Raw genomic sequence first — 25,226 nt, 5'->3', positions numbered from 1 at the left:
AAACTGATTTCCCTTTCTACTACATGCTGCTTTCTTCTACCTTTCGGCTAGCCAGGCACTTGCACTGGTGCCTGATACTGCTATGCGCCGCGCTCCAGGCTACTCCTGCCCGGGCTCAAAATGTGCCCGTCAAGCAGTGGGATGTTACCCTCGGCGGAACCGGCGACGACCACCTTTTCATCCTGCGGCCCACGCCTGATGGCGGCTATATTATGGGGGGCATCACCACGTCGGGGCTCTCTGGCGATAAAACCGAGCCCAGCCGGGGCCTACGGGATTACTGGGTGGTAAAAATCGACGCTCAGGGCACAAAGCAATGGGACAAAACGTTCGGCGGCAGCTCCTATGATGAGCTGTATGACATCGTGCCCACCCGCGACGGCGGCTATCTGCTGGGCGGCTCCTCCTCCTCGGGGATTTCGGGCGATAAGTCTGAGCCCAGCAAAGGCTATGACGACTATTGGGTGATAAAAATTGATGCGCTGGGCACCAAGCAGTGGGACCGTACCATTGGGGGTGTTACCACCGATTATTTATACAACGTACTCCAAACTGCCGATGGCGGCTACCTGCTGGGCGGCAACTCCTACTCGGGCGTGGGAGCCGATAAAACCGGGCCCAGCCGTGGAGGGGTCGATTTTTGGGTAGTAAAGCTCAATGCGCAGGGGCAAAAAGTATGGGACAAAACCTACGGCGGCAGCGGCAGTGATTACAACGGCTTTAAAAATATGTCGCTGACCCAGGATGGCGGCTTCCTGATTGGTGGCTTCAGCGACTCGGGGGTTTCGGGCGAAAAGACGCAGCCGTGCTGGGGCGGGTCGGATGGCGATTATTGGGTACTCAAGCTCGACTCGCTGGGCACCCAACAGTGGGACCGCACGGTGGGCGGCACCTTATCCGAACGCCTTGCCACCGTTAGCCAGACCGCCGATGGCGGGTATTTGCTGGCGGGGTCGTCGGCGTCGGGCATCTCCGGCAATAAGACCGAACCTAATCGCGGGCCGCTAAACCCCACGGGCTACACCGGTTTCGACTATTGGGTGGTGAAGCTCGATGCCACCGGAGTCCAGCAATGGGACCGCACCTTTGGCACCTCCAGTGGCGAATACCTGGCCGATGCCAAGCAAACCATCGACGGCGGGTACATTCTGGCTGGTGGCGCTATCTCGGGTACGGGCGGCGACAAAACGGCCCCCGGCCATGGCCTGGAGGATGGCTGGCTGGTGAAGCTTAACGCAAATGGGCTGAAGCAATGGGACGCCGACTTTGGCGCGAGCGGCCCGGAAGTAATTTCGGATGTGCACGAAACCGCCGACGGTGGCTACATTCTGGGCAGTTCGTCCAGCGCCCCGATATCGGGTGATAAATCCCAGCCCAACCGTGGCCAATCCGATTATTGGGTAGTCAAAGTAGGTTCGCCGATGGTGTATATCGACGGAGATAGCCGCTTGTGCAACCGCGGGCAGCTGGTACTCACCGCCAGCTCACCTACGGCGGGTGCTACTTATACCTGGAGTACCGGGGCTACATCGCCATCTATTAGCGTGGCGCAGGCCGGAACCTACGCCGTCACGGCCACCTTCCCGAGCGGCCAGACCAACACCGCCCGGCACACGGTACAGGTGTTCATACCGCCTGTTCCGCTTATTGTGGGCGATACTGTTTTATGCACCGGCCAAACGCTTGCCTTGACGGCCGCTACCGCCGGGCAGCCCACCTACCGCTGGAACACGGGCGCTACTACCGCTACCATTTCCGTCACTCAACCCGGCACCTACACGCTCACGGCCCGCTACGGGTCGGGCTGCGAGGCGACCAGTCAGCGCACGGTCATTCAGCCCGCTATTCGTATTGATGGGAACACGCTGCTTTGCCCTGACCAGAGCAGCCGCACCACGCTCGTGGCCGTGGCCACCGGCGCGCCGGCCACCTACCGCTGGAACAATGGTACGACCTCGGCTACTCTCTCCATCAGCCAGCCCGGCACCTACACGGTTGTGGCCACGTTTGCCGGCGGCTGCACCCTCACAACTACCCAGACCGTGAGCGCGCCCACTGTCACCATTGCGGGCGACTCACTCTTATGTGCAGGCCGCATAGCGGCACTGCGGGCCAGCGGCACCAGCGCTACGGCCTACCGCTGGAGCACCGGAGCTACATCCGCCAACATGGTAGCAAGCCAGCCTGGCACCTATACACTGGTGGCTACTTTTGCCACGGGCTGCACAGCCACCGCTTCGTTCCGCGTTCGGACAGTGCCGGCCCTACCTGCTTTCACCCTGGGGCGCGACACGACTGTGTGCGATGGTACTACGCTGGTCCTTATGGCACCAACGCTGGCGGGTGGCCCGGCAAGCTACCGCTGGTCCGACGGTTCTACCGGAGCTACCCTGCGGATGAGTTCGGCTGGCACCTATACGCTGCTGGTCAATACCCCATGCGAAAGCCGCTCCGCGAGCCGACGGATTGACTACCGCAGCTGCGTCGTTATTCCCAACGTGGTTACCGCCAACGGCGATGGCCGTAACGACTATTTTGCACCGCAGGGCATGCTGGGGGCCTGGGCGCTTACGGTATTTGACCGATGGGGCCGTCAAGTTTATCAGACAGCTACTTACGCCAATGACTGGGGAGCAACGGCTGCGGCGGGCGTTTACTATTATCTGCTGCGCCAACAAGGCACGGGTAGTCAGTACAAAGGAACAGTTGAGGTTATTCGTTAAGGCGCTCAGGGCGCAGGTCACGATAGTCTCATTCTCTCATAACGTTTAAACGGCTATTTCGCATTCATGGCTTCTTCCGAACCAATCATGTCCTGGCCGCGCCTGCTCTCGCAGCGCCGCTTCCCCGACCAGCAGCTGCCTCCAACCAGCGCGGCCCCTGTGCGCGGGGCCTTCGTGGCCGATTATGACCGGGTGGTGTTCAGCTCGGCCTTCCGGCGCCTGCAGCGTAAAACCCAGGTGATGCCCCTGCCCGAAACTGATTTCGTGCACACCCGCCTCACCCACTCGCTCGAAACTGCCGTAGTGGGCCGCTCGCTGGGCCGCCTCGCCGCCCGCCACCTCATGGAAGCCGATGCGGCCCTGGCCGAGCAGCTCCCCAACTTCGACCAGGACTGCGGCGACATTGTGGCCGCCGCCTGCCTGGCCCACGACATCGGCAACCCGCCCTTCGGCCACTCCGGCGAGGATGCCATCAGCAGCTACTTCCTCAGCGCTGCCGCCGCGCCGTTTCTGGAGCAGCTGAGCGCCGCCGAAGTGGCCGATTTGCAGCATTTCGAGGGCAACGCGGCCGGTTTCCGCATCCTCACGCACACCTACGCGGCGCACAGCACCGGCACCGCCGGCCTGGGCCTCACCTATGCCACGCTGGGGGCGTTCACGAAGTATCCCAAGCCGAGTCTGGTGGCGGATGCCGCCCGTACCGGCGGCGCTTCCGAGAAGAAATACGGCCACTTCCAGTCCGAGAGCGCCCGTTTTCAACACGTCGCGGCCGCGCTTGGTTTGCTTGCGAAAGATGCTGCCAATGGCTTCTACCACCGCCACCCGCTGGCCTTCCTGGTTGAAGCAGCCGACGACCTCTGCTACCGCATCATCGACTTCGAAGACGGCCTCAAGCTTGGCCTTATCGCGCCCGAAACCGGCCTGCCGCTGCTCAAGCGCATGCTCAACGACCCGGCGGGCCGCGTGGGCAGCGTGCAGTGGCACGACTGGCGCGAGGAGCTGGGCTACATCCGCGCCCGCCTCATCGGCAAGCTGGTGGCCGAGCTGGCGACGCTATTCGCCCACCACGCCCCCGCCATCCTGCGCGGCCAGTACGACCAGTCGCTCATCAAAGAGCTGAGCTGCTGGGCCGATTTGCAGGAAGTGCAGCGCCTGAGCATCAACCAGCTCTACCGCAGCCGCCCAGTCCTCGAAATTGAAGCGGCCGGCTTCGAAGTCCTCGGCGGCCTGCTCGACGCCTTCCTCACCGCCATTTTCGACGCCAGTCAGGGCCACCGCAGCCGTAAGCTACTCCTGCTGCTGCCGGAGCAGTTCCGCGCCGAAGGGCATCAGGCCGGTGTTTCAGCCTACGAGAAAATCCTGCTGCTGACGGATTTTGTGGCCGGTATGACTGACCAGAACGCGCTGAGCCTATACAAGACAATTAAGGGAATTGAGCTGCCGAAGGGTTTTTGACGGCCTCGTTCAACGGCAACCTCACCCCCTGACCCCCTCTCCAAAAAAGAGGGGGTCAGGGGGTGAGGTTGCCGTTGAACGAAGCTATTTCACTTTCATGCAGCGCCACCAGATTCTCCAGCAGCGTCTCCAGTAGCTTACGCCCCTTCCACACCGATTTCATTTTGGCGCGAATCTGCGCTGCCGTCTGCACGAACTCCTGTTCCTCGGCGTGCTCGTGGCCTTCAAACGCCATCAGTTTCTCCACCATCGGCACCGTCATTTCGGGGTGAAACTGTAGGCCAATGACGCCATCGCCCCACACAAAGCCCTGCGTAGCCGTCGCCGCCGACATGCCTACCCGAATAGCCCCCGGCGGCACCGTAAACGTATCGACATGCCAGTGCAGCACGGCCGCTTTCTCGGGCCAGCCGCGCAGCAACGGGTGCTCCAAGGATTTCGCCGAAAACCGCACCGCCCAGAAACCGACTTCCGGTGCATGGTTGGGCCGCACCTCCCCGCCCAGCGCCTCGGCTACTAGCTGCGCGCCCAGGCAAATGGCAAGTGTAATCTTGCCCGCCCGCAGCGCTTCGCGGATAAAGGCCTTTTCCGCCCGCATCCAAGGCAGGTTTTCCTCGTCGTGCACGCTCATGGCTCCGCCCAGAATCAGCAGGCCATCGAAGTCAGCCAAAGCCGGAAATTCCGGATTTGGCTCGAATAGCTTGGTGTAGGTGAGCGTATGGCCGTGCGCCTCCAGCCAGTCGGCCGCGTGGCCGGGGCCTTCATCGGGCAGGTGTTGCAGGCAGTGGAAGCGCATGGTTACGGTAAATTAGAAATGTAAAAAAGAACGTCATGCTGAGCGTAGCCGAAGCATCTCGCGTGTGGTAGTAAACCCTTTCGATTGGATTACCATGGCACGCGAGATGCTTCGGCTACGCTCAGCATGACGTTTTATTATTCATCGAGCAATTATGCTCTACTCCCACTCGATAGTAGCCGGTGGCTTGCTCGAAATATCATAAACCACGCGGTTAATCCCCCGCACCTGATTGATAATCTTGTTGCTCACCTCCGCCAGGAAATCATAGGGCAAATGTGCCCAGTCGGCGGTCATGCCGTCCACACTGGTTACGGCGCGCAGGGCTACCACCCGCTCGTAGGTGCGCTCGTCGCCCATCACGCCCACGCTTTGCACGGGCAGCAGCATCGCGCCCGCCTGCCACACGTGCTCGTAGAGGCCGTGCTGTTTCAGGAGGTTGATGAACACGCCGTCGGCGCGTTGGAGCAGGTCCACTTTCTCGGGCGTAACGTCGCCGAGAATGCGGATACCCAGGCCGGGGCCGGGGAAGGGGTGGCGGTTGAGAATATCGGCGGGCAGTTCCAGGGCAGCGCCTACTTCGCGCACCTCATCCTTGAAGAGCATGCGCAGCGGCTCCACAATTTTGAGGTTCATCTTCTCCGGCAGGCCGCCCACGTTGTGGTGGCTCTTGATGGTAACAGACGAGCCGTGCACCGACACCGACTCAATTACATCGGGATAAATAGTACCCTGGGCCAGCCAGCGGGCCCCTTCCACCTTCTGCGCCTCGCGGTCGAATACCTCAATGAAGGTGCGGCCAATGGCCTTGCGCTTGCCCTCCGGGTCGCTAATACCAGCCAGGGCGGCGTAGAATTCGGGAGCGGCATTCACGCCGGTCACGTTCAGGCCGAGGCCTTCGTAAGCTTTGAGCACCGTGGCAAACTCGTCCTGCCGCAGCAGGCCATTATCCACAAAAATGCCGTGCAGGCGCGGGCCGATGGCGCGGTGCAGCAGCAGGGCCGCCACGCTACTGTCCACGCCGCCGGAGAGGCCGAGAATCACCTGGTCGTCGGGGCCAATGGTGTTGCGCAGGGCCTCCACAGCCGAGTCCACGAAGTGGTCGGGCGTCCAGCTCTGGGCGCACTGGCAGATGTTCACCACGAAGTTGTGCAGCAACTGCTTGCCCTCGGTAGAGTGCGTCACCTCGGGGTGAAACTGGATGCCATAGGTTTCCTGGCCTTCAATTTTGAAGGCGGCCACCGCCACTTCCGGCGTGCTGGCAATGATGTCGTAGCCCATCGGCAGGCGCTGAATGGTGTCGCCGTGCGACATCCAGACCTGCGACTCAAGATGCATCTCAGCCAGCAGCGGCGAAGCCAGGTTCAGCGAGGATAGCCGGGCACGACCGTATTCGCGGATGGTGGCCGGCGTAACCTCGCCCCCCCCCTGCTGGGCCAGCAGCTGCGCGCCGTAGCACACGCCCAGCACCGGCACCCGGCCCAGCAGGTGGGTCAGGTCGGGGTTGGGAGCATCCGCGTCGCGCACCGAGCAGGGCGAGCCGGAAAGAATAACGCCCCGAATATCGTCGCTGAGAACGAGTTTCGAGGCGTGGGTATAAGGGTGAATTTCGCAGAAAACGTGTAATTCGCGAATGCGCCGGGCTATCAATTGCGTGTACTGCGAGCCGAAATCAAGGATGATAAGTCGTTCCATGGTGCAAAGCTAACCACGGATTAGCACGGATTTAAGCGGATTCCACGGATTTCAGGGACGGCATGGGCAGAAGGGACTTGTCCGTGAAAATTTGCTGGCTGCTCAGTGCAATCATAATCAACCACCTATCCTCCAATTAACAATGGCCTACCCACAAAATGCGTGAAATCCGCTTAAATCCGTGCTAATCCGTGGTCTGTGCATTACCTTTGCATCGGCAAGTCAGAACGACCAGCTCCCGCTGAACTCCCCCAGGACCGGAAGGTAGCAAGGGTAAGTGGTTGTAGCGGTGCGATTTTGGCTTGCTTTTTTTTGCCCTTTCCGGTCGGCCCCGATGCTGCTTCATTCCGCTTTTAGCGTGTAAATGAGTAGCTTTGGGGCCGATTCTTTTTTATTAGCTGTTAGCTGATAGCCGTTAGCTGTCAGTTACTTTTCTGGTGGCCTTTTCGGCTAACAGCTAATAGCTAACTGCTAATAGCTAACAAATGAAATTCTTCATCGACACCGCCAATCTGGCCGAAATCCGCGAAGCCGTGGAGCTGGGCGTCCTCGACGGCGTGACCACCAATCCTTCGCTAATGGCCAAGGAAGGCATCCGCGGCATCGACAACGTGATGGCCCACTACCGCCAGATTTGCGAGCTGGTAGACGGCGACGTGTCGGCCGAAGTCATTTCCACCGACTTCGACGGCATGGTGCGCGAGGGCGAGGAGCTGGCCGAGCTCCACCCCAATATTGTGGTGAAAGTGCCGATGATTAAGGACGGTGTGAAAGCCATCAAATACTTCGCCGACAAAGGCATCAAAACCAACTGCACCCTTATTTTCACCGCCGGCCAGGCCCTGCTGGCCGCTAAAGCGGGCGCCACCTACGTCTCCCCTTTCGTGGGCCGCCTGGATGATATCGGCCACGACGGCTTGCAACTGGTAGAGCAGATTGTGCAGATTTTCAGCAACTATGGCTACCCTACGGAAGTGCTGGCCGCCTCGGTGCGCCACGTACCGCACCTCATTCAGTGTGCCGAAATTGGGGCTGATGTGGTGACCTGCCCGCTCAACGTTATTATGGCGCTGCTAAACCACCCCCTTACCGACAAGGGCCTGGCCACGTTCCTGGCCGACCACAAACGCGTTAATTCGTAATTGAGTTATGAGTTAAATGTCAGGAGTTATGAGTTCGTTGTCAGCTTGCTAATGCGCTCATAATCCCAACTCATAACTCCTAACTTTTAACTCATAACTCGAAGAATGTACATCATCAAAGTAAAAGGCAAGGCTAAAATTCCCGACTATATCCAGCTGCGGGATGAGGCCTTTGTGCTCATTGCCTATTTCCGGGCCGACCGGCCGCTGAAAGACCTGCACCGTTACGGCCTCGAAGGCAAGGAAACAGAGCTGGCGGCGGTGATTTCAGGACTGGAATTCGGCAAATTGCGGCCATTGAATTTGTAACGGTATGACCGAAAACGTTATTGAGCTGCACGATGCCACGATAATGCAGGAGCAGCAGGCCGTGTTGCAGGGCGTGAGCTTTGCGCTGGAGAAAGGCGCATTTGCCTACCTCGTGGGCCGCACCGGCGCGGGCAAATCGTCGCTGCTGAAAACCCTGTATGCCGACCTGCCGCTGCAAAGCGGCATGGGCACCGTGGCGGGGTTTTCGCTGCCCAGGCTGCCGGCCAGCAAGGTGCCTTATCTGCGCCGCAAGCTGGGCATCGTATTTCAGGATTTCCAGCTGCTGAGCGACCGCACGGTGGCCGAAAACCTGATGTTCGTGCTCAACGCGACGGGCTGGAAAGGCAAGTCGCAGAAGCAACAGCGCATTTCCGACGTGCTGGTGCGCGTGGGCCTGAGCAGCGCGGCCAACCGCATGCCGCACCGCCTTTCGGGTGGCGAGCAGCAGCGCGTGGTTATTGCCCGCGCCATGCTCAACGAGCCGGTTTTACTGCTGGCCGATGAGCCCACCGGCAACCTCGACCCAGACGTTTCGGCCAGCATCATGCAGCTGTTTGGCGAAATAAATAACGCGGGCACATCTATTTTGATGGCGACGCACAATTTTCAGTTAATTGAGCAATATCCGCACCGCGTACTGACGTGTAAGGACGGCGAATTACTGGATTCAGCCCGCCGTTTTAGCTGATAAACTTCATATATCAGGCCGCAATATTTCCGAAATGGCAGTAGCCGGTTTATCCGTTTTAATTCCGGTTTATAATTGCGCCGTTGGGGAGTTAATTCATTCGTTGCTCGCGCAGGTTTCCGACTGGCCCGGCGCGGTGGAAATCCGGCTGCTGGACGATTTCTCCACTGATGCCTACCGCCAGTCGAACCGGCCGTTGAACGATTTGCCCGGCGTACACTACCGCGAATTGCCGCGCAACGTGGGCCGCGCCAAAATCCGAAATCAGCTGGCAACCGCCGCGCAACACGAGTGGCTGCTGCTGCTGGACAACGACAGCCTGCTACCCGACCCGAAATTTCTAGCCCGCTACGCCGCCGCCCGGCACCAGGCGGCGGTGCTCATTGGCGGCACCTGCTATGAGGCTGCTCCGCCCGCCGAGGCCGCCTTGTACTTGCGCTGGCTTTATGGCCAGGCCCGCGAAGCTCGGCCGGCCGCCGTGCGCCAAGCGGCCCCTTACGGGCAGTTAACCATCAATAATATGCTGATTCGAGCGGATATTTTCCATCGGTTTCCGCTCGATGAGCGCCTGACCGGCTATGGCCACGAGGACACCAAATTCGGCGAAGTGCTGGCCGCAACGCAAGTGCCCGTGCTGCATCTCGATAATCCGGTGATTCATGCCGGGCTGGAGCCAGCGGCCATTTTCCTGCAAAAAAGCGAGCAGGCAGTGTGCAACCTGGCGCGGGTGTACCGCGAAGACGGCCTGGGAACTGATTCGCGGCTGCTGCAAACGGCGCTGCGGCTGCGCCGGCTGGGGCTGGCGCCGGCGGCGCGCGTGGCACTGCGGGCAGTGGCACCCGCCTTGCGGCGGCAGCTCCTCTCCGCCACGCCCGGCCTGCGGCATTTCGATTTACTGAAGCTGCACTGGCTATTGCAGCAGCTGGCGTAACGCCAAGCAGTGGCCGGCAGTGGCACAAAAAACCGGCTTTCGGCACGAGGCCAAAAACCGGTTTTGCTATTCGTTACGGATAACGGATTACTTCTTATCGTCTTTGCCGTCAAATACGTCTTTCACGGCGCCGCCTACTTTTTTACCGGCTTTGGCAGCACCCTGGCCGATGTCTTTGCCTACTTCGGCTGCCCCGTGGCCCACGTCCTTACCGGCTTGCTTCACATCAGAAGCGGTATTGCTGATGGCCTGGCCGGCGCGGCTACGCTCATCGGCAGTTTCGTCGCTCACTTCGTCGGCTTTGCCGGCTACGACATCAGCCCCCTGGTTAGCGCGAATTTTCGTTTTATCCCAGGATTTGAAGGCAGAATATTTCAGCTTTTCCTTTTGAATCTCGGCCAGGTCATTCACAGAAATGTTGCCTTTCACCTTGTCGTAGGCCTCATCCATTGCCCGCCATTCGGCGTTGATGTTGCGCCAGTCGTTGATGTCGTATTTCTCCTGGTTGCTCTTCACGTTCTGCACGAATTTTTCATAAGTCGTGCGAGCGTTGGCGGCCGTTAGCTGGGCGGCGGGGCTGGTGGGCTTGTAGTACTGGCCCATGTCGCCCACCTTCATACGATTGTCCCAGGCGCTGGTGCGCTGGTCCAGGGCCGTGGTGTAGCGGGTGTTGAGCTTATCAATTTCCTGCCGGCGGTTGTCGTCGTATTTGTCGACATTTTTGTCGGTAGCAGCTTTTTTGGTGTCGTAATCGGCCTTCATCTCGGTAGTTTCCCGGTCGTAGTCGGCCTGCATTTCGTCGCCCACAGCATCTGCTTTGGCCTCCGTATTATCTACGAAGGTGGCCATGTCGTTGTAGGCCTGGTCGCTTTCGGCCGAAACTTCTTGCTTATCGGCTTGCGAACAGCCGGTATTGGCTACCGCCACGCCACCCATCAGCAAGACAAAGCCCAGGGTACGGAGGAAAGATTGGTTGTTGTTCATAGCAAATTGCGTTGGTAAAGAATCAGCGCGACGGCATTCAACTGGCTGGCGCCTGGGGTAGCTTAACGCAAGCATCCGGCCACAGGTTATCCCTGAATAGTATTGTCCAGCAATTCATTACCGATTTTCAGCATATGCTAAATGCCGCAAAACCCTGGCAAAGACGGCACAAAACCGATTTTACCCTCATCTGAAATTCATTTTATAATTGTCCTTTATTTGCCCTCGCCCGGTGGTCGTCGGCTCATCGGTTTTCATCGGCTTGCCTGTAAATTATGCTGCCCGGAAGTCGTCGCCGGTTTGCTGAACCCGGCCGCCCCGAACCGGCTTCTATCTTTGGGGCCGCTCCTGCTCCTTATTATCCGTGTCCATACTCCCGGCCCCGCCCTCCCCCATTCAATTGCTCGATTTGGCTGCTGAGCACGCGGCGCTGCAACCAGCACTCAGCGAGGCAGTTGCGGAGATAATGACTTCGGCGGCCTTCATTCAGGGGCCGGCCGTGGGGCAGTTCGCAGCCGAGCTGGGCGAATACCTGGGCGGCGCGCACATCACCCCCTGCGCCAACGGCACCGACGCCCTCACCCTGGCCCTCATGAGCCTGCGCCTGCCGGCCGGAGCCGAAATCATCATCCCCGCCTTCACCTACGTGGCCACGCTGGAAGCCGCCGCCCTGCTGGGCCTGAAGCCAGTGCTGGTTGATGCACTCCCCGACACGTTCAACATCGACCCGGCCGCCGTGGATGCAGCCCTTACGCCGCGTACCGGCGCCATCGTAGCCGTGCATTTGTTTGGGCAATGTGCCGATTTGGAAGCACTACGGGCAATTTCTACCCGCCACGGCATTCCGCTAATTGAGGATAACGCCCAGGCGCTGGGCGCCTCATTCACCTTTGCAAATGGCGAAACAGCCTACGCCGGCACCGTAGGCGAAGTGGGCACCACGTCGTTTTTTCCCTCCAAAAACCTCGGCTGCCTCGGCGATGGCGGCGCGCTGATAACGCACGACGCGGCCCGTGCAGCCCTGCTCCACCAGCTGGCCAACCACGGCCAGAGCCGCAAATACCACCACCAGCACATCGGCCTCAACTCCCGCCTCGATACCCTGCAAGCCGCCCTGCTGCGGGTGAAGCTGCGGCAACTGCCCGCCAACACGGCAGCCCGCCAAACCGTGGCCGCCCGCTACGATGCCGCGCTGGCCACTGTGCCCGGCATAAACATTCCGGCCCGCGATGCGCGCAGCAGCCACGTTTTTCATCAGTACACCATTCAGGTAGCGGAAACCGGCCGGCGCGATGAGCTGCAAAACCACCTGCACCGCTGCGGCGTGCCCACCATGATTTACTACCCGCTGCCGGTGCACGCGCAGCCGGCCTATGCCTACCTGGGCTACCAAGCGGGACAGTTTCCGGTGGCCGAACGGCTGTGCGGGGCAGTGTTGTCGCTGCCCATTCATCCGCTGCTGACGGCGGAACAGGTGGATTATGTGGTGCAATATGTCGGCGAGTTCTTCAAGTAATAATTATTTCGCACAGCGGCTTGAAAGAGGGAAAGAAGGTCCACCGAGTGTTTTCCCTCTTGCTTTGCTGACCTCCTTTCCCTCTTTCAAACCGCTGTGCGAGCATTTTCTACCATGCAAATTTCTACGTCGCCTTCCGTTCGTTTCGCCATCTGCGGCGTGGGCCACATTGGTCGCCGCCATGCCGCGCTGGTTTCGCGCCACGAGGGTGCCGTGCTGGCGGCCCTGATTGACACACGCGCCGACCTCCAACCCGGCCTCGCAGCTGAGTTTCCGGGCGTACCGTTCTTCGCTTCGCTCGAAGCATACCTGCAAACCGGGCCGGCGGCCGACGTCCTCACGGTAGCCACGCCCAACGGCCTGCACGCCCCGCAGGCGGTTGCCAGCCTGCGCCACGGCCTGCACGTCGTCATCGAAAAGCCCATTGCGCTGCATAAGGCCGATGCCGAAACCATCGTGCACACGGCGCTGCAAACCGGGCGACTGGTATTTGGGGTGATGCAGAACCGCTACTCGCCCCCGGCCGCCTGGCTGAAACAGGTGTACGACGAGGGCCGGCTGGGCCAGGTGTTTCTGGTGCAGCTGAACTGCTTCTGGAACCGCGATGCCCGTTACTATAAGGCCGACGGCTGGAAGGGCACCCAGGCGCTCGACGGCGGCACATTATTCACCCAGTTCAGTCATTTTATCGATTTGCTGTATTGGGTGTTTGGCGACATCACCAATATTTCGGCCCGATTCCGGGATTTCACCCACGCCGGCCTTACCGAATTTGAGGACAGCGGCCTCGTGACCTTCGACCTGTTGCGCGGTGGCAGCGGCACCCTCAGCTATAGCACCGCCGTGTGGGACCGCAACCTCGAAAGCTCCCTCACCGTGGTGGCCGAGCGCGGCAGCCTGCGCATCGCGGGCCAGTACATGGACAAGGTGGAGTACTGCCACCTCGAAAAATACGAGATGCCCCCGCTGCCCCCCACCAACGCCGCCAACGACTACGGCCCCTTCCAGGGCTCGGCCGCCAACCATGTGCAGGTCATCGAAAACGTGGTGGATACCGTGCAGCGCCGCAGCTTCGCCACGACCAATGCGCTGGAAGGGCTGAAAGTGGTGGAGATAATTGAGCGGATTTACGCGTTGCGGTAGTAGCTAACCGGGTGTAATTCAAAACTACGCGCTGCCACCACCAAGCAGAAGTTCGGACTGGTGTCATCGGCCCTTAGTGGAGCCCAGAGGCAAGGGCCGATGACTCATGAAAAGGGCAGCGCGTAGTTTTGAATTACACCCCATTCACTCGCTGCACTAAATTCGTCTTCCCCGACCCATTTGCCCCGATAATGATATTCAGTCCCGGCTTGAATTCCACCTTTGCATCCCGAATAGAGCGAAAATCCTTGATGTGGGCGCGCTGCAAATAATAGGGCTGCTCCGAAACGGCAGGGACTTCGGGGGTGGGAGCTTTGGTTTTCTTCGCCATAGGAGTAAGGGAATTCGGGGAGGAAACAAATATAGGGACCGCCGGGGCGGGCATGGCCCCGCCAAAAAGCGCCGGCACCTCCCGGCCCCGGCGCTACTTAGGTAGCAAAAGTTTCAACTCAGCTACTTCTTCGCATCCGCGTAGTTCTTGATGGCGTAGGCGACTCCGATGGTGAGACCCTGCGAATACTGCACGCCGTGGTCCTGGTCGTAGTCGTAGAGGGCGATGCCGTTGAGGGCGACGTTTACGTACTTGCCCACTTTGGCGGTGAGGCTGACGTCGAGACGGTGGTCGATTTCCTGAAAGTTGAGGTGTTCGTAGTTGGCGAAGAGGACGTAGCGGGCCTTTAGGTTGACGTTGGGGCTGATGTTCTTGTCGAATTCGGCCAGCACCTGCGCGGCTAGTACCTCGAAGCGGGTGCTGTGGCCGGGATTGACGCCATAGGGCTTATCGCCGAGGGCCGCCGTGAAGCGCTCGACCCGGTTTACCACCGTGAGGCGCGGGGCGAAGGGCGAGAGGCGCAGGTGGAAATAAGTAGCGGGGTGGTATTCAAACCCATAGGCGGCCGTAATGAAGGCTGGCGCAAAGGAATCGGAGGTGAGCTGGGCGCGGTCGTTGCCGGCGGCATCGGTGTCGTACTTGTAGCCGGGGGCAAATTGCGAGAGCAGGTTCAGCGATAGGAACATATCCCAGCGCTCGGTAAGGGCACGGCCGTATTTGGTATCGAGGTAGAGGCGGTCCTGGCCCTTGCGGTAGCCCAGGCCCCGGGTTTGGGAAAAAGCGAAGAGGAAATCGGCTTCGTTATCAAAGCTGTGCAGGCCGCTTTTGCGGTTGGCCCTGGCATTGAAGGAAGCGTTGAAGCCAATGGTATTGACGCCGCCGCCGCGCCAGTTGGTGCTAAGCAGAGCTTCGTTGAGGCCAAGCCCGGTTTTGATGGATTTGTGCCAGAGCGGGTCGGGTGTGGCCGGCGGGGCGGGGTCGGGGATAACGGCGGGCGTGGTCTGCGCCAGAGCGGGAGCGGCGGCCAGGGCCAGGGCAGCTAATACGAGGTAGAAACGTTGTTTCATGACAAGGCAACGATGGTTTGAGACGGCAAATAACGGCGCTACGGCAGGCTCACGCGCGAGCAAACCGCAAGCTCAACATTACTCAAAATCCGCTATTTGTCTATCTTCCTGATATGAAATCAAGCAGCCATCGTACCATGTATATCGGAGATTCAATGTTTCACCCTTTAGCTGAAGCGCATGAGTTTGTACCAACTTGTTTATCAGAGCCAGTCACTGGTGCCCTTTGAAACCCCGGAGCTTACCGCGCTGCTCACCCAGCACCGCGACTTTGGCGAGTGGCGCATGGACTTCCGCGTGGCGCAGCCGCAGCACTTGCGCACGCTGCTGGGCTACGTAGCCCCCGACTCGCCCGCCCTGTTGGGACCCCGGCCACACACCCGCCCCGAGATGCTGGCCCTGCTGCACGATTTTGTGGCGCAGTGCCAGGCAGCACCCTGGCAGGAACACCCCCTCATATAGCCCAGCCGGCTACCGGCCGGCGTTTGTGCTACTCGCCGGGCTGGTATCTTTACCCCAATGCCTGCCCTGCCCGCCCCCTACCCCACTGCTGCCCCCGCCACGCCGGGCGCAGCCCCGATTTCCTTCCTGGCCAACACCGCCCGCGAGCTGCTGGACCGCTACGGCTCCGGCCCACTCGATGAGCTGTCCGATATTGTGGTGATAGTGCCTACGCGCCGCGCCGTGGTGTATTTGAAGAACGAGCTGGCGCTGGCGCTGCCCGGCGGCGCGCCGCTGTGGGCACCGCGCGTGGCCGCCATGGAAGACTACATGGTGGAGCTGGCCAGCATACAGGTAGAAGAGCCCATTGCCCTGCAATTGCTGCTCTACGACATTCTGAAGGGCATCGACACCGGTCTTGATTTCGACAAATTTGTGGGCTGGGCGAGTATGCTGCTCAGCGACTTTTCCAACCTCGACCAAAACCTGGCAGACACCCACAAGGTGTTCGAATACCTGAGCGAAGCCAAGGCCCTGGAGCGCTGGGACCTGACCGCGCTGCCGCCCAAAAGCCAGGCCGCCGCGCACTCCTTTAGCTTCTGGGACCAGCTGGAGCGGGTGTATCACGAGCTGCAGCGCCGCATGAAGGCCAACCACCTCGCCTACCCCGGCCTGGCCTACCGCCTGGCCGTGGAAAAGCTGGAAAAGATGCTGAAAGACCCGGCGCAGGCTGCGCCGGCCCGCCACGTTTTTGTGGGGCTGGGGAATTTGTCGAGGTCCGAGGAAAAGCTGATTCGCCTGCTGCTGAACGCCGGCCGGGCCGAAGTGCACTTCGACGCCGACCCGTTTTACCTCGAAGCTGGCTCGCCCAACCGCGCCGGCCAGCACCTGCGCCGCTACTTCGAGCAGTGGAAACTGCCGCTCGATAATTTTGGCGGCGGCGTGGAGTGGCTGCGCGGCCAGCCCCACCACATTCGCTACCTGGGCGTGGCCAACCCCAGCATGCAGGGCAAGCTGGCCGGCCAGCTCCTGGCCGAAGCCCGCCAGCGCTACCCCGACGCCACCGTGGCCGTGGTGCTGCCCGACGAAACCCTGCTCCTGCCCGTGCTCCACGGCCTGCCGCCCAACGAGGTGCCCGACTACAACGTGACCATGGGCCTGAGCTTCCAGGCCACGCCGCTGTTCAACCTGGTCGATTTGCTGTTTGAAGTCCACCTCACTGGCATCCGCGAGGGCAGCCAGGAAACCGGCTATGGCGTGCCGCGCTACCACCATCTGGCCGTCAGCAAGCTACTGAGCCATCCCTTCCTGCGCCGCTACCAGCACTGGCAGGACCAGCAGGCCGACCAGCCCCAGTACCACGGTATTCTCGACCAGGTGTGCCGCGAAATTGTGCGCCTGAACGCGGTTTTGTTGCCCGCCGAAGAGCTGCTCAAGCTCGGCGCGCACCATCCGCTCATCGAGGCCCTGTTCAAAACCTGGGACAACTGCGACGACATTATCGCGGCCTGCTACGCCGTTATCGACCTGCTGCGCCAGGTGTACTCGGCCGAAATAGCGGATACGGACCGCGAAACCGGACTCGGGGCCGAATACCTGTACCTGTTCTACACCCTCGTCAAGCAGCTCGATTCGGCCTTCGACTGCCGCGAGCAGCGCCTGTCGGTGCGCTCGTTCCGCCGCTTCCTGTATGAGCAGATGGGCCGCACCCGCCTGCCCTTCTCCGGCGAGCCGCTGGCCGACGTGCAGGTGATGGGCCTGCTCGAAACCCGCGCCCTCGATTTCGACCACCTCATCATCCTCAGCTGCAACGAGGGCGTGCTGCCGGCCCCCAAGCGCCAGCAGTCGCTGTTTCCCTACGACGTTCTCACGGCCGCCGACCTCCCCACTTATGCCGATGCGGAGGCCATCACGGCCTACAATTTCTGGCGCCTGCTGCAACGCGCCCAACGGGTCGATTTAGTACACGTGCTGCCCGGGGCCGAAGGCATGAAAAGCGGCGAGCGCAGCCGGTTCTTACTGCAGCTGCAGAATGACTTACTGCCCCAAAACCCGCAGCTGGTGCTGGAAGATTTAACCGTTTCGGTTCCCTCAACGGAGTTAAGAGTTAGGAGTGAAAAGTTAGGAGTTAAAGCGGCAGCAGCTATTGATTCAACTCCTAACTCTTCACTCCTAACTCTTAGCTCACTCCAAGGCGACCTCGTCCTCGAAAAAGACCCCGAGATGCTGGCCGCCCTGCGTGGCGTGCTCGAACGCAACATCTCGCCCTCCCGCCTCAACGATTTCCTGGCCTGCTCGCTCCGCTTCTACTTCTCGAAAGTGGCCCGCTTCCACGAAAACGATGCCGTGGAAGAAACCCTCGAAGCCAGCAGCTTCGGCACCATGATGCACGAGGCGCTGGAAAATCTGATGCGGCCCTTCGAGCAAGATGCCCGTTCGATTACGGCCGAGGATATTCCCGCGCTTATCAAGCAGGCCCCGGCCGAGGTGCAACGCGCCCTGCGCCAGGAAGAAAGCGAGAAGCACGCCCGCGCCGACGAAGGCCTCAACCACGTGTACGGCCAGGTAGCCACCCGCCTGGTGGTGCGCCTGCTGGAAAGCCTCACCGAGCAGCCCGGCATGCTGCCGTTGCGCCTTTTTGGGCTTGAAAAGGAACTGGCCGCCACCATTTTTGTCGATGTGCCGGGCCAGGCCGAGCCGCTGGCGGTGCGCCTGTTCGGCTACGCCGACCGCGTGGATGAGCTACCCGACGGCCGCCTGCGGGTAGTGGACTACAAGTCGGGGCTCGTGAAAAAGAGCGACCTGCAGCTGCGCGGCTACCGCGACAAGCTCACCGCCGCCGAAGCCACCGACCGCCTCCTGCACGAGCCCAGCACTAGCGCCGACAAGGTGCGCCAGCTCTGGCTCTACCGCCTCATGCTGGCCCACACCGTGAAACGCGAAACGGCCGAAACGGCTATTCTCTCGCTCCGGAACATCGACGAAGGCCTGCTCTCCGCCGACCTCAGCTTCCTCACCGAAGGCGGCGAAGACTTCGTAGCCGTTTCCGAAGACTTGGTGCGCAAAATCGTCCTCCGCATCCTCGACCCCACCGAACCCATCCGCAAAACCGACGACTTCACAAAGTGCGAATACTGCCCCTATAAAGGCATCTGTGCGAGGTGATTGTGGCACGGCGCAGATACTTTCTCAAGGTTCACCATTTTACCGAAGCAGGTTTGGGGCAGTCTGATTATCACAAGAAATACCAGTTCAGCTTACTTTATATGAAGTACCTGTTGGGGCTAATTTGCTTCTTTTTTTGCCTATATGCTTCGGCGCAGCGGCCCTGTTCACCGTTCATTCCATTTCGCTGCCTAAAGAGCTGGAATTTTATGATAATCAGTTTTCCGGGCTGGCAGTCAGCTCCAGTAAGCTGTTTCTACTCTCGGAAAGCCGGCTGCAGGACCGTGCGGAGGCCAAGCTCTATACCCTGAAGCTGGCAGACCTGGACCGCAAGCTGCTCGATACCGCGTACGTTTTGCCTTACCAGAAGCTCCCGCTTAACCAGCTCCCGGCGCTGCGCACCAAAATGCTGACCACAGGGCAGCAGTACGAAGGACTGGAAGCCATACTAATCGACGGAAATGACATCTATTTTTCAGTCGAAACCGCCACCCCTTCCACCAATTGCTATCTGCTAAAAGGGAGCCTGACTGCGAGCGCCGTGGTGATGGATACCACCTTCCTCACCCCGCTGGCCAAGCCATTGACCGCCGATGGCCAGCATATTTACAACGCCGGATTTGAGGCGATGGCGCAGGCAAAAAAGCAGCTGGTTGCGTTCTTCGAATTCAACTCCTTTCCCGGCCAGAACTACGCCTACGCACTTTCCAAGCGCCCTGCCCCTGCCTTGGGTAGCCCGCCCACGCTACCCTTCGCCCCGCTGCCATTCCGCATCACGGACATGACGCCTACGGGCAGCAACCACTTCACTGCAATCAACTACTTCTTCAAAGGGGGCGGCGGCGATGCCGTTTACCGCACCCCCGCCAGCGATACCACCAACACGAAACTCATCACCGACCGCAACGGATTCGAAAGCTACTGCCGGCTGGTCGATGTCGTTTTCAAAGACAACCGCTTCACCTGGCAGCTGCTGTGGGAGTTGCCGGAGCAATACTGGGGCTACAACTGGGAAGGCATCGCGGCCTACAACAACGGCTATTTCATCATCAACGACAAATACACGCCGAGCCGCCCGTACCGCACCACGCTCCTGTATATACAAGCCACCCGCTGATTCCCATTTAATTGGCTACGAAGCTGACCAACAACAGCCGATAAAGCCTTCTTTCCGCTGGGCAACCCCGTCAATCCATCCTCTCAGCAGAATGGGTATCTTGCGCGACGCGCTATCCAAAAGGGCCGTAATTCCCCATCAGCGCAGTTCTTCCCACCCGTACTAGACAACTACTCATCCAATGTCAACCACCAACATTCCCCCCGCCAAAGACGAATTCATGCAAGCCGCCATCGACGAAGCCCGCCTGGGCCGCTCGCAGGGCGGTATTCCCATCGGCTCGGTACTCGTGCGCGATGGCAAAATCATCGGCCAGGGCCACAACAAGCGCGTGCAGGAAGACTCTGCCATCAAGCACGGCGAGATGGATTGCCTGACGAACGCCGGCCGCCAGCGCAGCTACCGCGACACCGTTATCTACACCACGCTGATGCCCTGCTATATGTGCGCCGGCACCATCGTGCAGTTCAAAATTCCCAAGGTGATGGTGGGCGAGTCGCGCACCTTCGGCGAGTCCCGCGCCTTCCTCGAAAGCCACGGCGTGGAGGTGGTCGATATGGACATGCAAGAGTGCGTGGACATGATGAATGAGTTCATCGAAGCCGAACCCGCCCTCTGGAACGAGGATATTATGGAGGAATAAGCCTCTATGCATTAACCCAGTACGTCATGCCTCGGCTACGCTCGGCATGACGTTCTTTTGTCTCCCTCCACTACTTCCGCAGCGCCCGTCGCGTAAAATCCGACAGTACCAGCGTACCGCTGATACCGGCCCGCTCGGTCAGCAGCGTATTCCAATGCTCAGTGCCTTGCCAAAAAACCTCCTTCATGGCCCGCAAAGCATCCGGCGCGTAAGATGCCATTTTAGCAGCGAAAGTGGCTATTGCAGCGTCCAGCGCTACAATATCTTCTACCACTTCGGCGTATAACCCCTTCTCCTTTGCCCAGGCGGCGGAGCGAAATTCGCCCGCATCCAGCGCCAGCTGCTGGAAGGCGGCGGTGCCAATCTTGCGCTCCACGGCCGGCCCCACCACGAAAGGGCCGATGCCTACGGCCAGCTCACTCAGTTTCACGGCGGCCTGCTGGGTGGCAAAGCAATAATCGGTAGCGGCAGCTACGCCCACGCCACCACCCACGGCCTTGCCCTGCACCCGGCCGATGATGATTTTCGGAGCCGTACGGCAGGCATTAATCACCCGCGCAAAGCCAGAGAAGAATTCCAGGCCCTGCTCCTTGGTTTCGATGGTCAGCAGTTCGTCGAAACTGGCCCCGGCGCAGAAGGTGCGCTCGCCCTCACTTTTTAGGACAATGACTTTCGTGGCCTCGTCCTGCCCGGCGTGGGTGATGGCCTGGGCCAAATCATTGAGCACGCGGCTGGGCAGGGAGTTGTGCGAGGGGTGGAAGAATGTGATGGTGGTGATGCCGGCGGCATCGGTTTCGGCCGCGACGTGGCCGGCGGTGAGGGTGTTACTCATGGGGTTGAGGTAGGTGAAAGAAAGTCATGCAGAGCGTAGCGAAGCATCTTTACCGCCATAGTAAATCTGATTACTGCTGCGGTAAAGATGCTTCGCTACGCTCTGCATGACTTTCCTGATTGATTGTTACTCCTGGTTCTTCTTCTTCACCATCGTCAGAATGGTCGCCACGGCCACGGTTTCGCTGGTTTCATCCGTCACCGTCACCAGCCAGCGCACAATGCCTTTGGCGATGTCGGCTTCGTCGCGCTTTTCCTGGCCCACTTTCTCCTTCACCGTCAACTTCACGCCGATGGTGGTGCCGGGGTACACCGGCTTGGTGAAGCGGCATTCGTCCAGGCCGTAGTTCAGCAGCACTGGGCCTTTGCGCGGGTCCACGAACATACCGGCTGCTTTCGAAAGCACATAGTAGCCGTGGGCCACGCGGCCGGTGAAGAGCGTGCCCTCCAGCGAAGTAGCATCGACGTGGGCGTAAAAATTATCGCCTGAAATTCCCGCAAAGGCGCTGATGTCAGCCTCCGTCACGGTATGGTTGTGGGTGGTGTAGGTTTCGCCGATTTCCAGCTCCTCGAAGTACTTCTGAAACGGGTGCTTGTCGTACTCCACCTGCTTCGCACCGGTCTGATACACCTGCGTGATGGCCGTAATCATGCTGGGCGAACCTTGCAGAGCCACGCGCTGCATGAAGTGCTCCACGCCCCGGATGCCGCCCATCTCCTGCCCGCCGCCGGCCCGGCCGGGCCCGCCGTGGATGAGCTGCGGCAGCGGCGAGCCGTGGCCCGTACTTTCCTTCGCCATCTCGCCGTTGATGACCAGAATACGGCCGTGGTGCGTGGCCGCGCCGAGCACGAAATCCTGGGCCACTTGCGGGTCGTTGGTAGCCAGCGAGCACACCAGCGAGCCTTTGCCCATGTTGGCCAGCGTCACGGCCTCCTCCACGTCGTGGTAAGGCATCAGCGTCACCACCGGACCGAAGGCTTCAATTTCGTGGCTGTCGAGGTGCTTGAAGGGCTGCTCATTCAGCAGCACGATGGGCGAGGTGAAGGCGCCCTTGGCGAAGTCGGCGCCCCGGTCCTTGCCCAGCAATACCAGCTCATTGAGGCTGCCGTACACGATGGGCGTGTTCCGAGCCAGGTGCCGCACCCGCTCGCGAAACGTTTCAGCCTGTTCGCGGCCAGCCAGCGCGCCCATGCGCACGCCATCGGCCTGCGGGTGGCCCACCGTGGTTTGGGCCAGCAGCTTGCCGAGGGCAATCTGCACGTCTTCCAGCATATTTGCGGGCACAATGGCACGGCGGATAGCGGTGCATTTCTGCCCGCACTTGGCCGTCATCTCCTTGCGGATTTCCTTCACGAACAGGTCGAATTCCGGCGTGCCGGGCCGCGCATCCGGCCCCAGCACGGCGGCGTTCAGCGAGTCGGCCTCCATCGTAAACGGCACAGCTTCTTGGATGATGCGCGGGTGGGCACGCAGCTTGCGGCCGGTGGCGGCCGAGCCGGTGAAGGTCACCACATCCTGATACGTAACGTGGTCGAGCAGGCCCTGGCCCGAGCCCACCACCAGCTGCAGCACACCCTCGGGCAAAATGCCGGAAGCAATGATTTCGCGTACCACGGCCTCCGTGAGGTAGGCGGCGGGCACGGCGGGCTTCACCACGGCGGGCATGCCGGCCAGCAGGTTCACCGCAATTTTCTCCAGCATGCCCCAGATGGGAAAGTTGTAGGCGTTGATATGCACGGCCACGCCCTCACGCGGCACCATCAGGTGCTGGGCCATGAAGGTGCCGCCCTTGCTCAGGCTCACCGGCTCGCCCTCCACGTAAAACGGCTTGTCCGGAAACTTACGGCGCAGCGAGGCATTGGCAAATAGGTTACCGATGCCGCCCTCAATGTCAATCCACGAATCGGCCCGCGTGGCCCCGCTCCGGTAGCTCAATTCGTAGAACTGCTCCTTCTTGCTATCCAGGTGGAAGGCCAGCGCCTTCAGCATCCGGCCCCGCTCGTGGAAGGTCATTTTGCGTAGCTTGGGGTTGCCCACGCGGCGGCCGTAGTCGAGAATCTGGGCAAAGTCGAAGCCTTCGGTATTAGCCAGGGCGATGACTTCGCCGGTGCTGGCATCGAGCAACTCCTGGGGCGAGCTGCCGCCAGTGGTCCAGCGGCCGAGGGTGTAGTTTTCGAGGGTGGGAGTCATAGCAGGTTGACTTGTAGCGCATGCTTTAGCTTGCGCCGGTAAGGGAGGTTGAGATGAACAAGCTAAAGCGTGTTCTACAGGAATAACTTGCCCTCGCGCACCTTGCGGCGCAGCAGTGGGCTGGCGCGGTACCGGTCTTCGTGGTACTCGGCGTAGAGGTCGTCGAGCGTGGCCAGCACGGTGGCGGGGCCCAGCTCGTCGGCCCAGGCCAGCAGGCCTTTGGGGTAGTTCACGCCACGGGTCATGGCCAGCTCCAGGTCGGCGACCGAGGCCACGTTCAGAGCCAGCGCATCCACGGCTTCGTTGATGAGCATGGCCACGATACGACTTACAATCCGGCGGCCCAGGATTTCGTCGCGGGTGGGCTCGGGAGCTACCACATCGGCGGCATAATTGTAAAAGCCCCGACCCGATTTCCGGCCGTAGTAGCCGGCCTCAAACAACCGCTTTTGCGAGAAAGAAGGCTTGAAGCGTGGGTCGTAGAAAAAGGCAGCGAAGACGGATTCCGTCACCCGGTAGTTCACATCGTGGCCGATAAAATCCATCAGGGCAAACGGGCCCATGCGGAAACCGCCCAGCTCGGTCATGGCCCAGTCGATGGTCGCGAGGTCGGCAATGCCTTCTTCCATGATGCGAATGGCCTCGCCGTAGAACGGCCGCGCCACGCGGTTCACGATGAAGCCCGGTGTGTCCTGCGTGAGCACCGGCAGCTTGTTCCAGCTGGCCACCAGGGCCTTCATTTCCTCGGCCAGGCCCGCCCGCGTCTGCAGGGCCGGTATCACTTCCACCAGCTGCATTATCGGGGCCGGATTGAAGAAGTGGATGCCCACAAACCGCTCCGGCCGCTCACAGGCCGCTGCAATCGACGTGAGCGACAGCGACGACGTATTGCTGGCCAGCACGCAATCGGCCGAAACCACACCTTCGAGCTTGCGAAAAAGCTGCTGCTTCACCCCCAAGTCCTCCACAATGGCTTCAATGACCAGTTCGCAGTCCGCAAAATCCTGCATGTCGGCGGTGGCGTGCAGACGGCTGCCCGCTGCTTCGGCCACTTCGCTCGTCAGCTTGCCTTTCGCGGCCAGCTTCCGCAGGCTATTCTGAATGCCGGAAACGGCCCGCTCCAGCGCACCGGCGTGCTGGTCGAGCAGCCGCACCGTGTGCCCGGCCGTGGCCACTACCTGCGCAATGCCCGCGCCCATGGCCCCGCAACCGATGATTCCGATGGTTCTCATTGGCCGGTGAAAGTTGGTTGGCGTTTTTCGATGAAAGCGGCAACGCCCTCGCGGTAGTCGGTGGTGTTACCGGCGCGAAGCTGGTAGTCGCCCTCGGCGCGCAGCTGCTGGGCCACGTCGTTGGCGAAGGTGCTGTTCAGCAGCTGCTTGGTGTAGGCCAGGCCTTTGGTGGGCATGGCGGCCAGCTTGCGCACCAACGCAGCCACATCCTGCTCGAAGGTTTCATCGGCAAATGCCTTGTAAATCATGCCCATCTGCACGGCTTCGGCGGCGCTCACTTTGTCGCCGGTCATCATCAGGGCGCTGGCCCGCTGCATGCCGATAAGGCGCGGCAGAAAGTACGTCCCGCCGCTGTCCGGAATCAGCCCAATCTTGCTGAACGCCTGAATAAAAGAGGCTGACTCCTTGGCCACTACGATATCGCAGGCCAGGGCAATGTTGGCCCCCGCCCCGGCGGCCACGCCGTTCACGGCCGCTATCACGGGCTTGTCGAGCTCCCGAATCAACATGATGATGGGGTTGTAGTGCTGCTCCACAATGTCGGCCACTTCCGGACTGTCCGGCCCAGTGATTTCGGCCAAATCCTGGCCCGCGCAAAAAGCCCGCCCGGTACCGGTAATGAGCACGGCCCGCACCGAGGCATCGGCCTGGCAGTCGCGCAAATGCTGCTGAAACGCCAGCGCCAGCGGCTTATTCACGCTATTAAAAACCTCGGGCCGGTTGAGGCGAATGGTGGCGATGCCGTTGTCCAGCGAAAAAATCAGGGGGTCGTTTTCAGGCATAATTAAGGAAGTGGAAAGCAGGAATAAATGCCTGTCATCCCGAG

The 25,226-nt window shown here is 60.5% G+C and carries 21 protein-coding genes and 1 other RNA gene; 13 read left to right on the top strand and 9 right to left on the bottom strand.

The window, feature by feature from the left end; genetic code table 11:
* The first annotated feature begins 23 nt into the window (after positions 1 to 23).
* Both KQ661_RS11460 and dgt read left to right on the top strand, forming a co-directional pair.
* Entirely contained in the window at positions 24 to 2,723 is a 2,700-nt protein-coding gene (locus KQ661_RS11460) for a T9SS type B sorting domain-containing protein (RefSeq protein ID WP_216727103.1), read from the top strand.
* A 66-nt stretch (positions 2,724 to 2,789) separates the two neighbouring features.
* On the top strand, positions 2,790 to 4,178 hold the full coding sequence (gene dgt / locus KQ661_RS11455; protein ID WP_235726966.1) for a dGTP triphosphohydrolase: 1,389 nt from the start codon (positions 2,790 to 2,792) through the stop codon (positions 4,176 to 4,178).
* A gap of 55 nt (positions 4,179 to 4,233) precedes the next feature.
* Here the strand turns inward: dgt and KQ661_RS11450 are convergent, their stop codons facing one another.
* Positions 4,234 to 4,974, bottom strand: coding sequence for a type 1 glutamine amidotransferase (locus KQ661_RS11450; RefSeq protein WP_216727102.1), 741 nt, complete (start codon positions 4,972 to 4,974; stop codon positions 4,234 to 4,236).
* A gap of 159 nt (positions 4,975 to 5,133) precedes the next feature.
* Entirely contained in the window at positions 5,134 to 6,669 is a 1,536-nt protein-coding gene (gene guaA / locus KQ661_RS11445; protein ID WP_168675496.1) for a glutamine-hydrolyzing GMP synthase, read from the bottom strand.
* A 214-nt stretch (positions 6,670 to 6,883) separates the two neighbouring features.
* Here guaA and ffs point away from each other — a divergent pair.
* The 5 genes from ffs to KQ661_RS11420 all read left to right on the top strand — a co-directional run bounded on the left by ffs (position 6,884) and on the right by KQ661_RS11420 (position 9,739).
* Positions 6,884 to 6,981: signal recognition particle sRNA small type (ffs, locus tag KQ661_RS11440), an RNA gene on the top strand.
* A 173-nt stretch (positions 6,982 to 7,154) separates the two neighbouring features.
* Positions 7,155 to 7,811, top strand: a complete 657-nt coding sequence (gene fsa, locus KQ661_RS11435; RefSeq protein ID WP_168675500.1) for a fructose-6-phosphate aldolase — start codon at positions 7,155 to 7,157, stop codon at positions 7,809 to 7,811.
* Positions 7,812 to 7,916: 105 nt separating this feature from the next.
* Positions 7,917 to 8,120, top strand: coding sequence for a fructose-6-phosphate aldolase (locus tag KQ661_RS11430; protein ID WP_168675501.1), 204 nt, complete (start codon positions 7,917 to 7,919; stop codon positions 8,118 to 8,120).
* Between the two features lie 4 nt (positions 8,121 to 8,124).
* A complete protein-coding gene (locus KQ661_RS11425; protein WP_216688483.1) occupies positions 8,125 to 8,808 on the top strand; it encodes a cell division ATP-binding protein FtsE in 684 nt (227 codons plus the stop codon).
* Positions 8,809 to 8,842: 34 nt separating this feature from the next.
* On the top strand, positions 8,843 to 9,739 hold the full coding sequence (locus KQ661_RS11420) for a glycosyltransferase family 2 protein (RefSeq protein ID WP_216688482.1): 897 nt from the start codon (positions 8,843 to 8,845) through the stop codon (positions 9,737 to 9,739).
* An 87-nt stretch (positions 9,740 to 9,826) separates the two neighbouring features.
* Here the strand turns inward: KQ661_RS11420 and KQ661_RS11415 are convergent, their stop codons facing one another.
* Positions 9,827 to 10,723 (bottom strand): DUF6565 domain-containing protein, encoded by an 897-nt coding sequence (locus KQ661_RS11415; RefSeq protein WP_216727101.1) that lies wholly within the window; start codon positions 10,721 to 10,723, stop codon positions 9,827 to 9,829.
* A gap of 364 nt (positions 10,724 to 11,087) precedes the next feature.
* On the opposite strand from KQ661_RS11415, the gene KQ661_RS11410 reads away from it, so the two are divergent.
* On the top strand, positions 11,088 to 12,239 hold the full coding sequence (locus KQ661_RS11410; protein ID WP_317196097.1) for a DegT/DnrJ/EryC1/StrS family aminotransferase: 1,152 nt from the start codon (positions 11,088 to 11,090) through the stop codon (positions 12,237 to 12,239).
* 114 nt (positions 12,240 to 12,353) lie between these two features.
* Positions 12,354 to 13,382, top strand: a complete 1,029-nt coding sequence (locus KQ661_RS11405) for a Gfo/Idh/MocA family protein (RefSeq protein ID WP_216727100.1) — start codon at positions 12,354 to 12,356, stop codon at positions 13,380 to 13,382.
* 133 nt (positions 13,383 to 13,515) lie between these two features.
* Here the strand turns inward: KQ661_RS11405 and KQ661_RS11400 are convergent, their stop codons facing one another.
* Positions 13,516 to 13,713, bottom strand: coding sequence for an AAA family ATPase (locus KQ661_RS11400; protein WP_216727099.1), 198 nt, complete (start codon positions 13,711 to 13,713; stop codon positions 13,516 to 13,518).
* Positions 13,714 to 13,835: 122 nt separating this feature from the next.
* Positions 13,836 to 14,780 carry a DUF3078 domain-containing protein gene (locus KQ661_RS11395; protein WP_216688478.1) on the bottom strand — a complete coding sequence of 315 codons (945 nt, stop codon included), beginning with the start codon at positions 14,778 to 14,780 and terminating at the stop codon, positions 13,836 to 13,838.
* A gap of 180 nt (positions 14,781 to 14,960) precedes the next feature.
* On the opposite strand from KQ661_RS11395, the gene KQ661_RS11390 reads away from it, so the two are divergent.
* The 4 genes from KQ661_RS11390 (at position 14,961) to KQ661_RS11375 (ending at position 20,146) form a co-directional block, all read left to right on the top strand.
* Positions 14,961 to 15,242, top strand: a complete 282-nt coding sequence (locus KQ661_RS11390; protein WP_216727098.1) for a hypothetical protein — start codon at positions 14,961 to 14,963, stop codon at positions 15,240 to 15,242.
* 57 nt (positions 15,243 to 15,299) lie between these two features.
* Positions 15,300 to 18,386, top strand: a complete 3,087-nt coding sequence (locus KQ661_RS11385) for a PD-(D/E)XK nuclease family protein (protein ID WP_216727097.1) — start codon at positions 15,300 to 15,302, stop codon at positions 18,384 to 18,386.
* 136 nt (positions 18,387 to 18,522) lie between these two features.
* The gene (locus tag KQ661_RS11380) at positions 18,523 to 19,503 is read left to right on the top strand and encodes an esterase-like activity of phytase family protein (RefSeq protein WP_216727096.1); all 981 of its coding nucleotides are present in this window, start codon (positions 18,523 to 18,525) and stop codon (positions 19,501 to 19,503) included.
* A gap of 181 nt (positions 19,504 to 19,684) precedes the next feature.
* Positions 19,685 to 20,146 (top strand): nucleoside deaminase, encoded by a 462-nt coding sequence (locus KQ661_RS11375; RefSeq protein ID WP_216688475.1) that lies wholly within the window; start codon positions 19,685 to 19,687, stop codon positions 20,144 to 20,146.
* 70 nt (positions 20,147 to 20,216) lie between these two features.
* On the opposite strand, the gene KQ661_RS11370 is transcribed toward KQ661_RS11375, so the two are convergent.
* The 4 genes from KQ661_RS11370 to KQ661_RS11355 all read right to left on the bottom strand — a co-directional run bounded on the left by KQ661_RS11370 (position 20,217) and on the right by KQ661_RS11355 (position 25,182).
* Complete coding sequence (locus KQ661_RS11370; protein ID WP_216725937.1) at positions 20,217 to 20,978, bottom strand: enoyl-CoA hydratase/isomerase family protein; 762 nt, start codon at positions 20,976 to 20,978, stop codon at positions 20,217 to 20,219.
* Positions 20,979 to 21,104: 126 nt separating this feature from the next.
* Complete coding sequence (gene paaZ, locus KQ661_RS11365) at positions 21,105 to 23,168, bottom strand: phenylacetic acid degradation bifunctional protein PaaZ (protein WP_216727095.1); 2,064 nt, start codon at positions 23,166 to 23,168, stop codon at positions 21,105 to 21,107.
* Positions 23,169 to 23,242: 74 nt separating this feature from the next.
* Positions 23,243 to 24,400, bottom strand: a complete 1,158-nt coding sequence (locus KQ661_RS11360) for a 3-hydroxyacyl-CoA dehydrogenase NAD-binding domain-containing protein (RefSeq protein WP_216688472.1) — start codon at positions 24,398 to 24,400, stop codon at positions 23,243 to 23,245.
* Positions 24,397 to 25,182, bottom strand: coding sequence for an enoyl-CoA hydratase-related protein (locus KQ661_RS11355; protein WP_216688471.1), 786 nt, complete (start codon positions 25,180 to 25,182; stop codon positions 24,397 to 24,399). The genes KQ661_RS11360 and KQ661_RS11355 overlap by 4 nt, the downstream gene beginning before the upstream one ends.
* Between the last annotated feature and the right edge of the window lie 44 nt (positions 25,183 to 25,226).

Source organism: Hymenobacter siberiensis (genome assembly GCF_018967845.1).
Classification (GTDB): Bacteria; Bacteroidota; Bacteroidia; order Cytophagales; family Hymenobacteraceae; genus Hymenobacter; species Hymenobacter siberiensis.
This window is presented reverse-complemented; position numbering and strand designations above follow the sequence as displayed.

Coding starts and splice junctions, on each gene's coding strand:
- KQ661_RS11355 (WP_216688471.1), bottom strand. CDS start 25,182: ATGCCTGAAAACGACCCCCTGATTTTTTCGCTGGACAACGGCATCGCC.
- KQ661_RS11450 (WP_216727102.1), bottom strand. CDS start 4,974: ATGCGCTTCCACTGCCTGCAACACCTGCCCGATGAAGGCCCCGGCCAC.
- KQ661_RS11370 (WP_216725937.1), bottom strand. CDS start 20,978: ATGAGTAACACCCTCACCGCCGGCCACGTCGCGGCCGAAACCGATGCC.
- paaZ (WP_216727095.1), bottom strand. CDS start 23,168: ATGACTCCCACCCTCGAAAACTACACCCTCGGCCGCTGGACCACTGGC.
- KQ661_RS11385 (WP_216727097.1), top strand. CDS start 15,300: ATGCCTGCCCTGCCCGCCCCCTACCCCACTGCTGCCCCCGCCACGCCG.
- KQ661_RS11405 (WP_216727100.1), top strand. CDS start 12,354: ATGCAAATTTCTACGTCGCCTTCCGTTCGTTTCGCCATCTGCGGCGTG.
- KQ661_RS11395 (WP_216688478.1), bottom strand. CDS start 14,780: ATGAAACAACGTTTCTACCTCGTATTAGCTGCCCTGGCCCTGGCCGCC.
- KQ661_RS11390 (WP_216727098.1), top strand. CDS start 14,961: ATGAGTTTGTACCAACTTGTTTATCAGAGCCAGTCACTGGTGCCCTTT.
- KQ661_RS11420 (WP_216688482.1), top strand. CDS start 8,843: ATGGCAGTAGCCGGTTTATCCGTTTTAATTCCGGTTTATAATTGCGCC.
- KQ661_RS11360 (WP_216688472.1), bottom strand. CDS start 24,400: ATGAGAACCATCGGAATCATCGGTTGCGGGGCCATGGGCGCGGGCATT.
- guaA (WP_168675496.1), bottom strand. CDS start 6,669: ATGGAACGACTTATCATCCTTGATTTCGGCTCGCAGTACACGCAATTG.
- KQ661_RS11460 (WP_216727103.1), top strand. CDS start 24: ATGCTGCTTTCTTCTACCTTTCGGCTAGCCAGGCACTTGCACTGGTGC.
- fsa (WP_168675500.1), top strand. CDS start 7,155: ATGAAATTCTTCATCGACACCGCCAATCTGGCCGAAATCCGCGAAGCC.
- KQ661_RS11425 (WP_216688483.1), top strand. CDS start 8,125: ATGACCGAAAACGTTATTGAGCTGCACGATGCCACGATAATGCAGGAG.
- KQ661_RS11430 (WP_168675501.1), top strand. CDS start 7,917: ATGTACATCATCAAAGTAAAAGGCAAGGCTAAAATTCCCGACTATATC.
- KQ661_RS11375 (WP_216688475.1), top strand. CDS start 19,685: ATGTCAACCACCAACATTCCCCCCGCCAAAGACGAATTCATGCAAGCC.
- dgt (WP_235726966.1), top strand. CDS start 2,790: ATGGCTTCTTCCGAACCAATCATGTCCTGGCCGCGCCTGCTCTCGCAG.
- KQ661_RS11415 (WP_216727101.1), bottom strand. CDS start 10,723: ATGAACAACAACCAATCTTTCCTCCGTACCCTGGGCTTTGTCTTGCTG.
- KQ661_RS11400 (WP_216727099.1), bottom strand. CDS start 13,713: ATGGCGAAGAAAACCAAAGCTCCCACCCCCGAAGTCCCTGCCGTTTCG.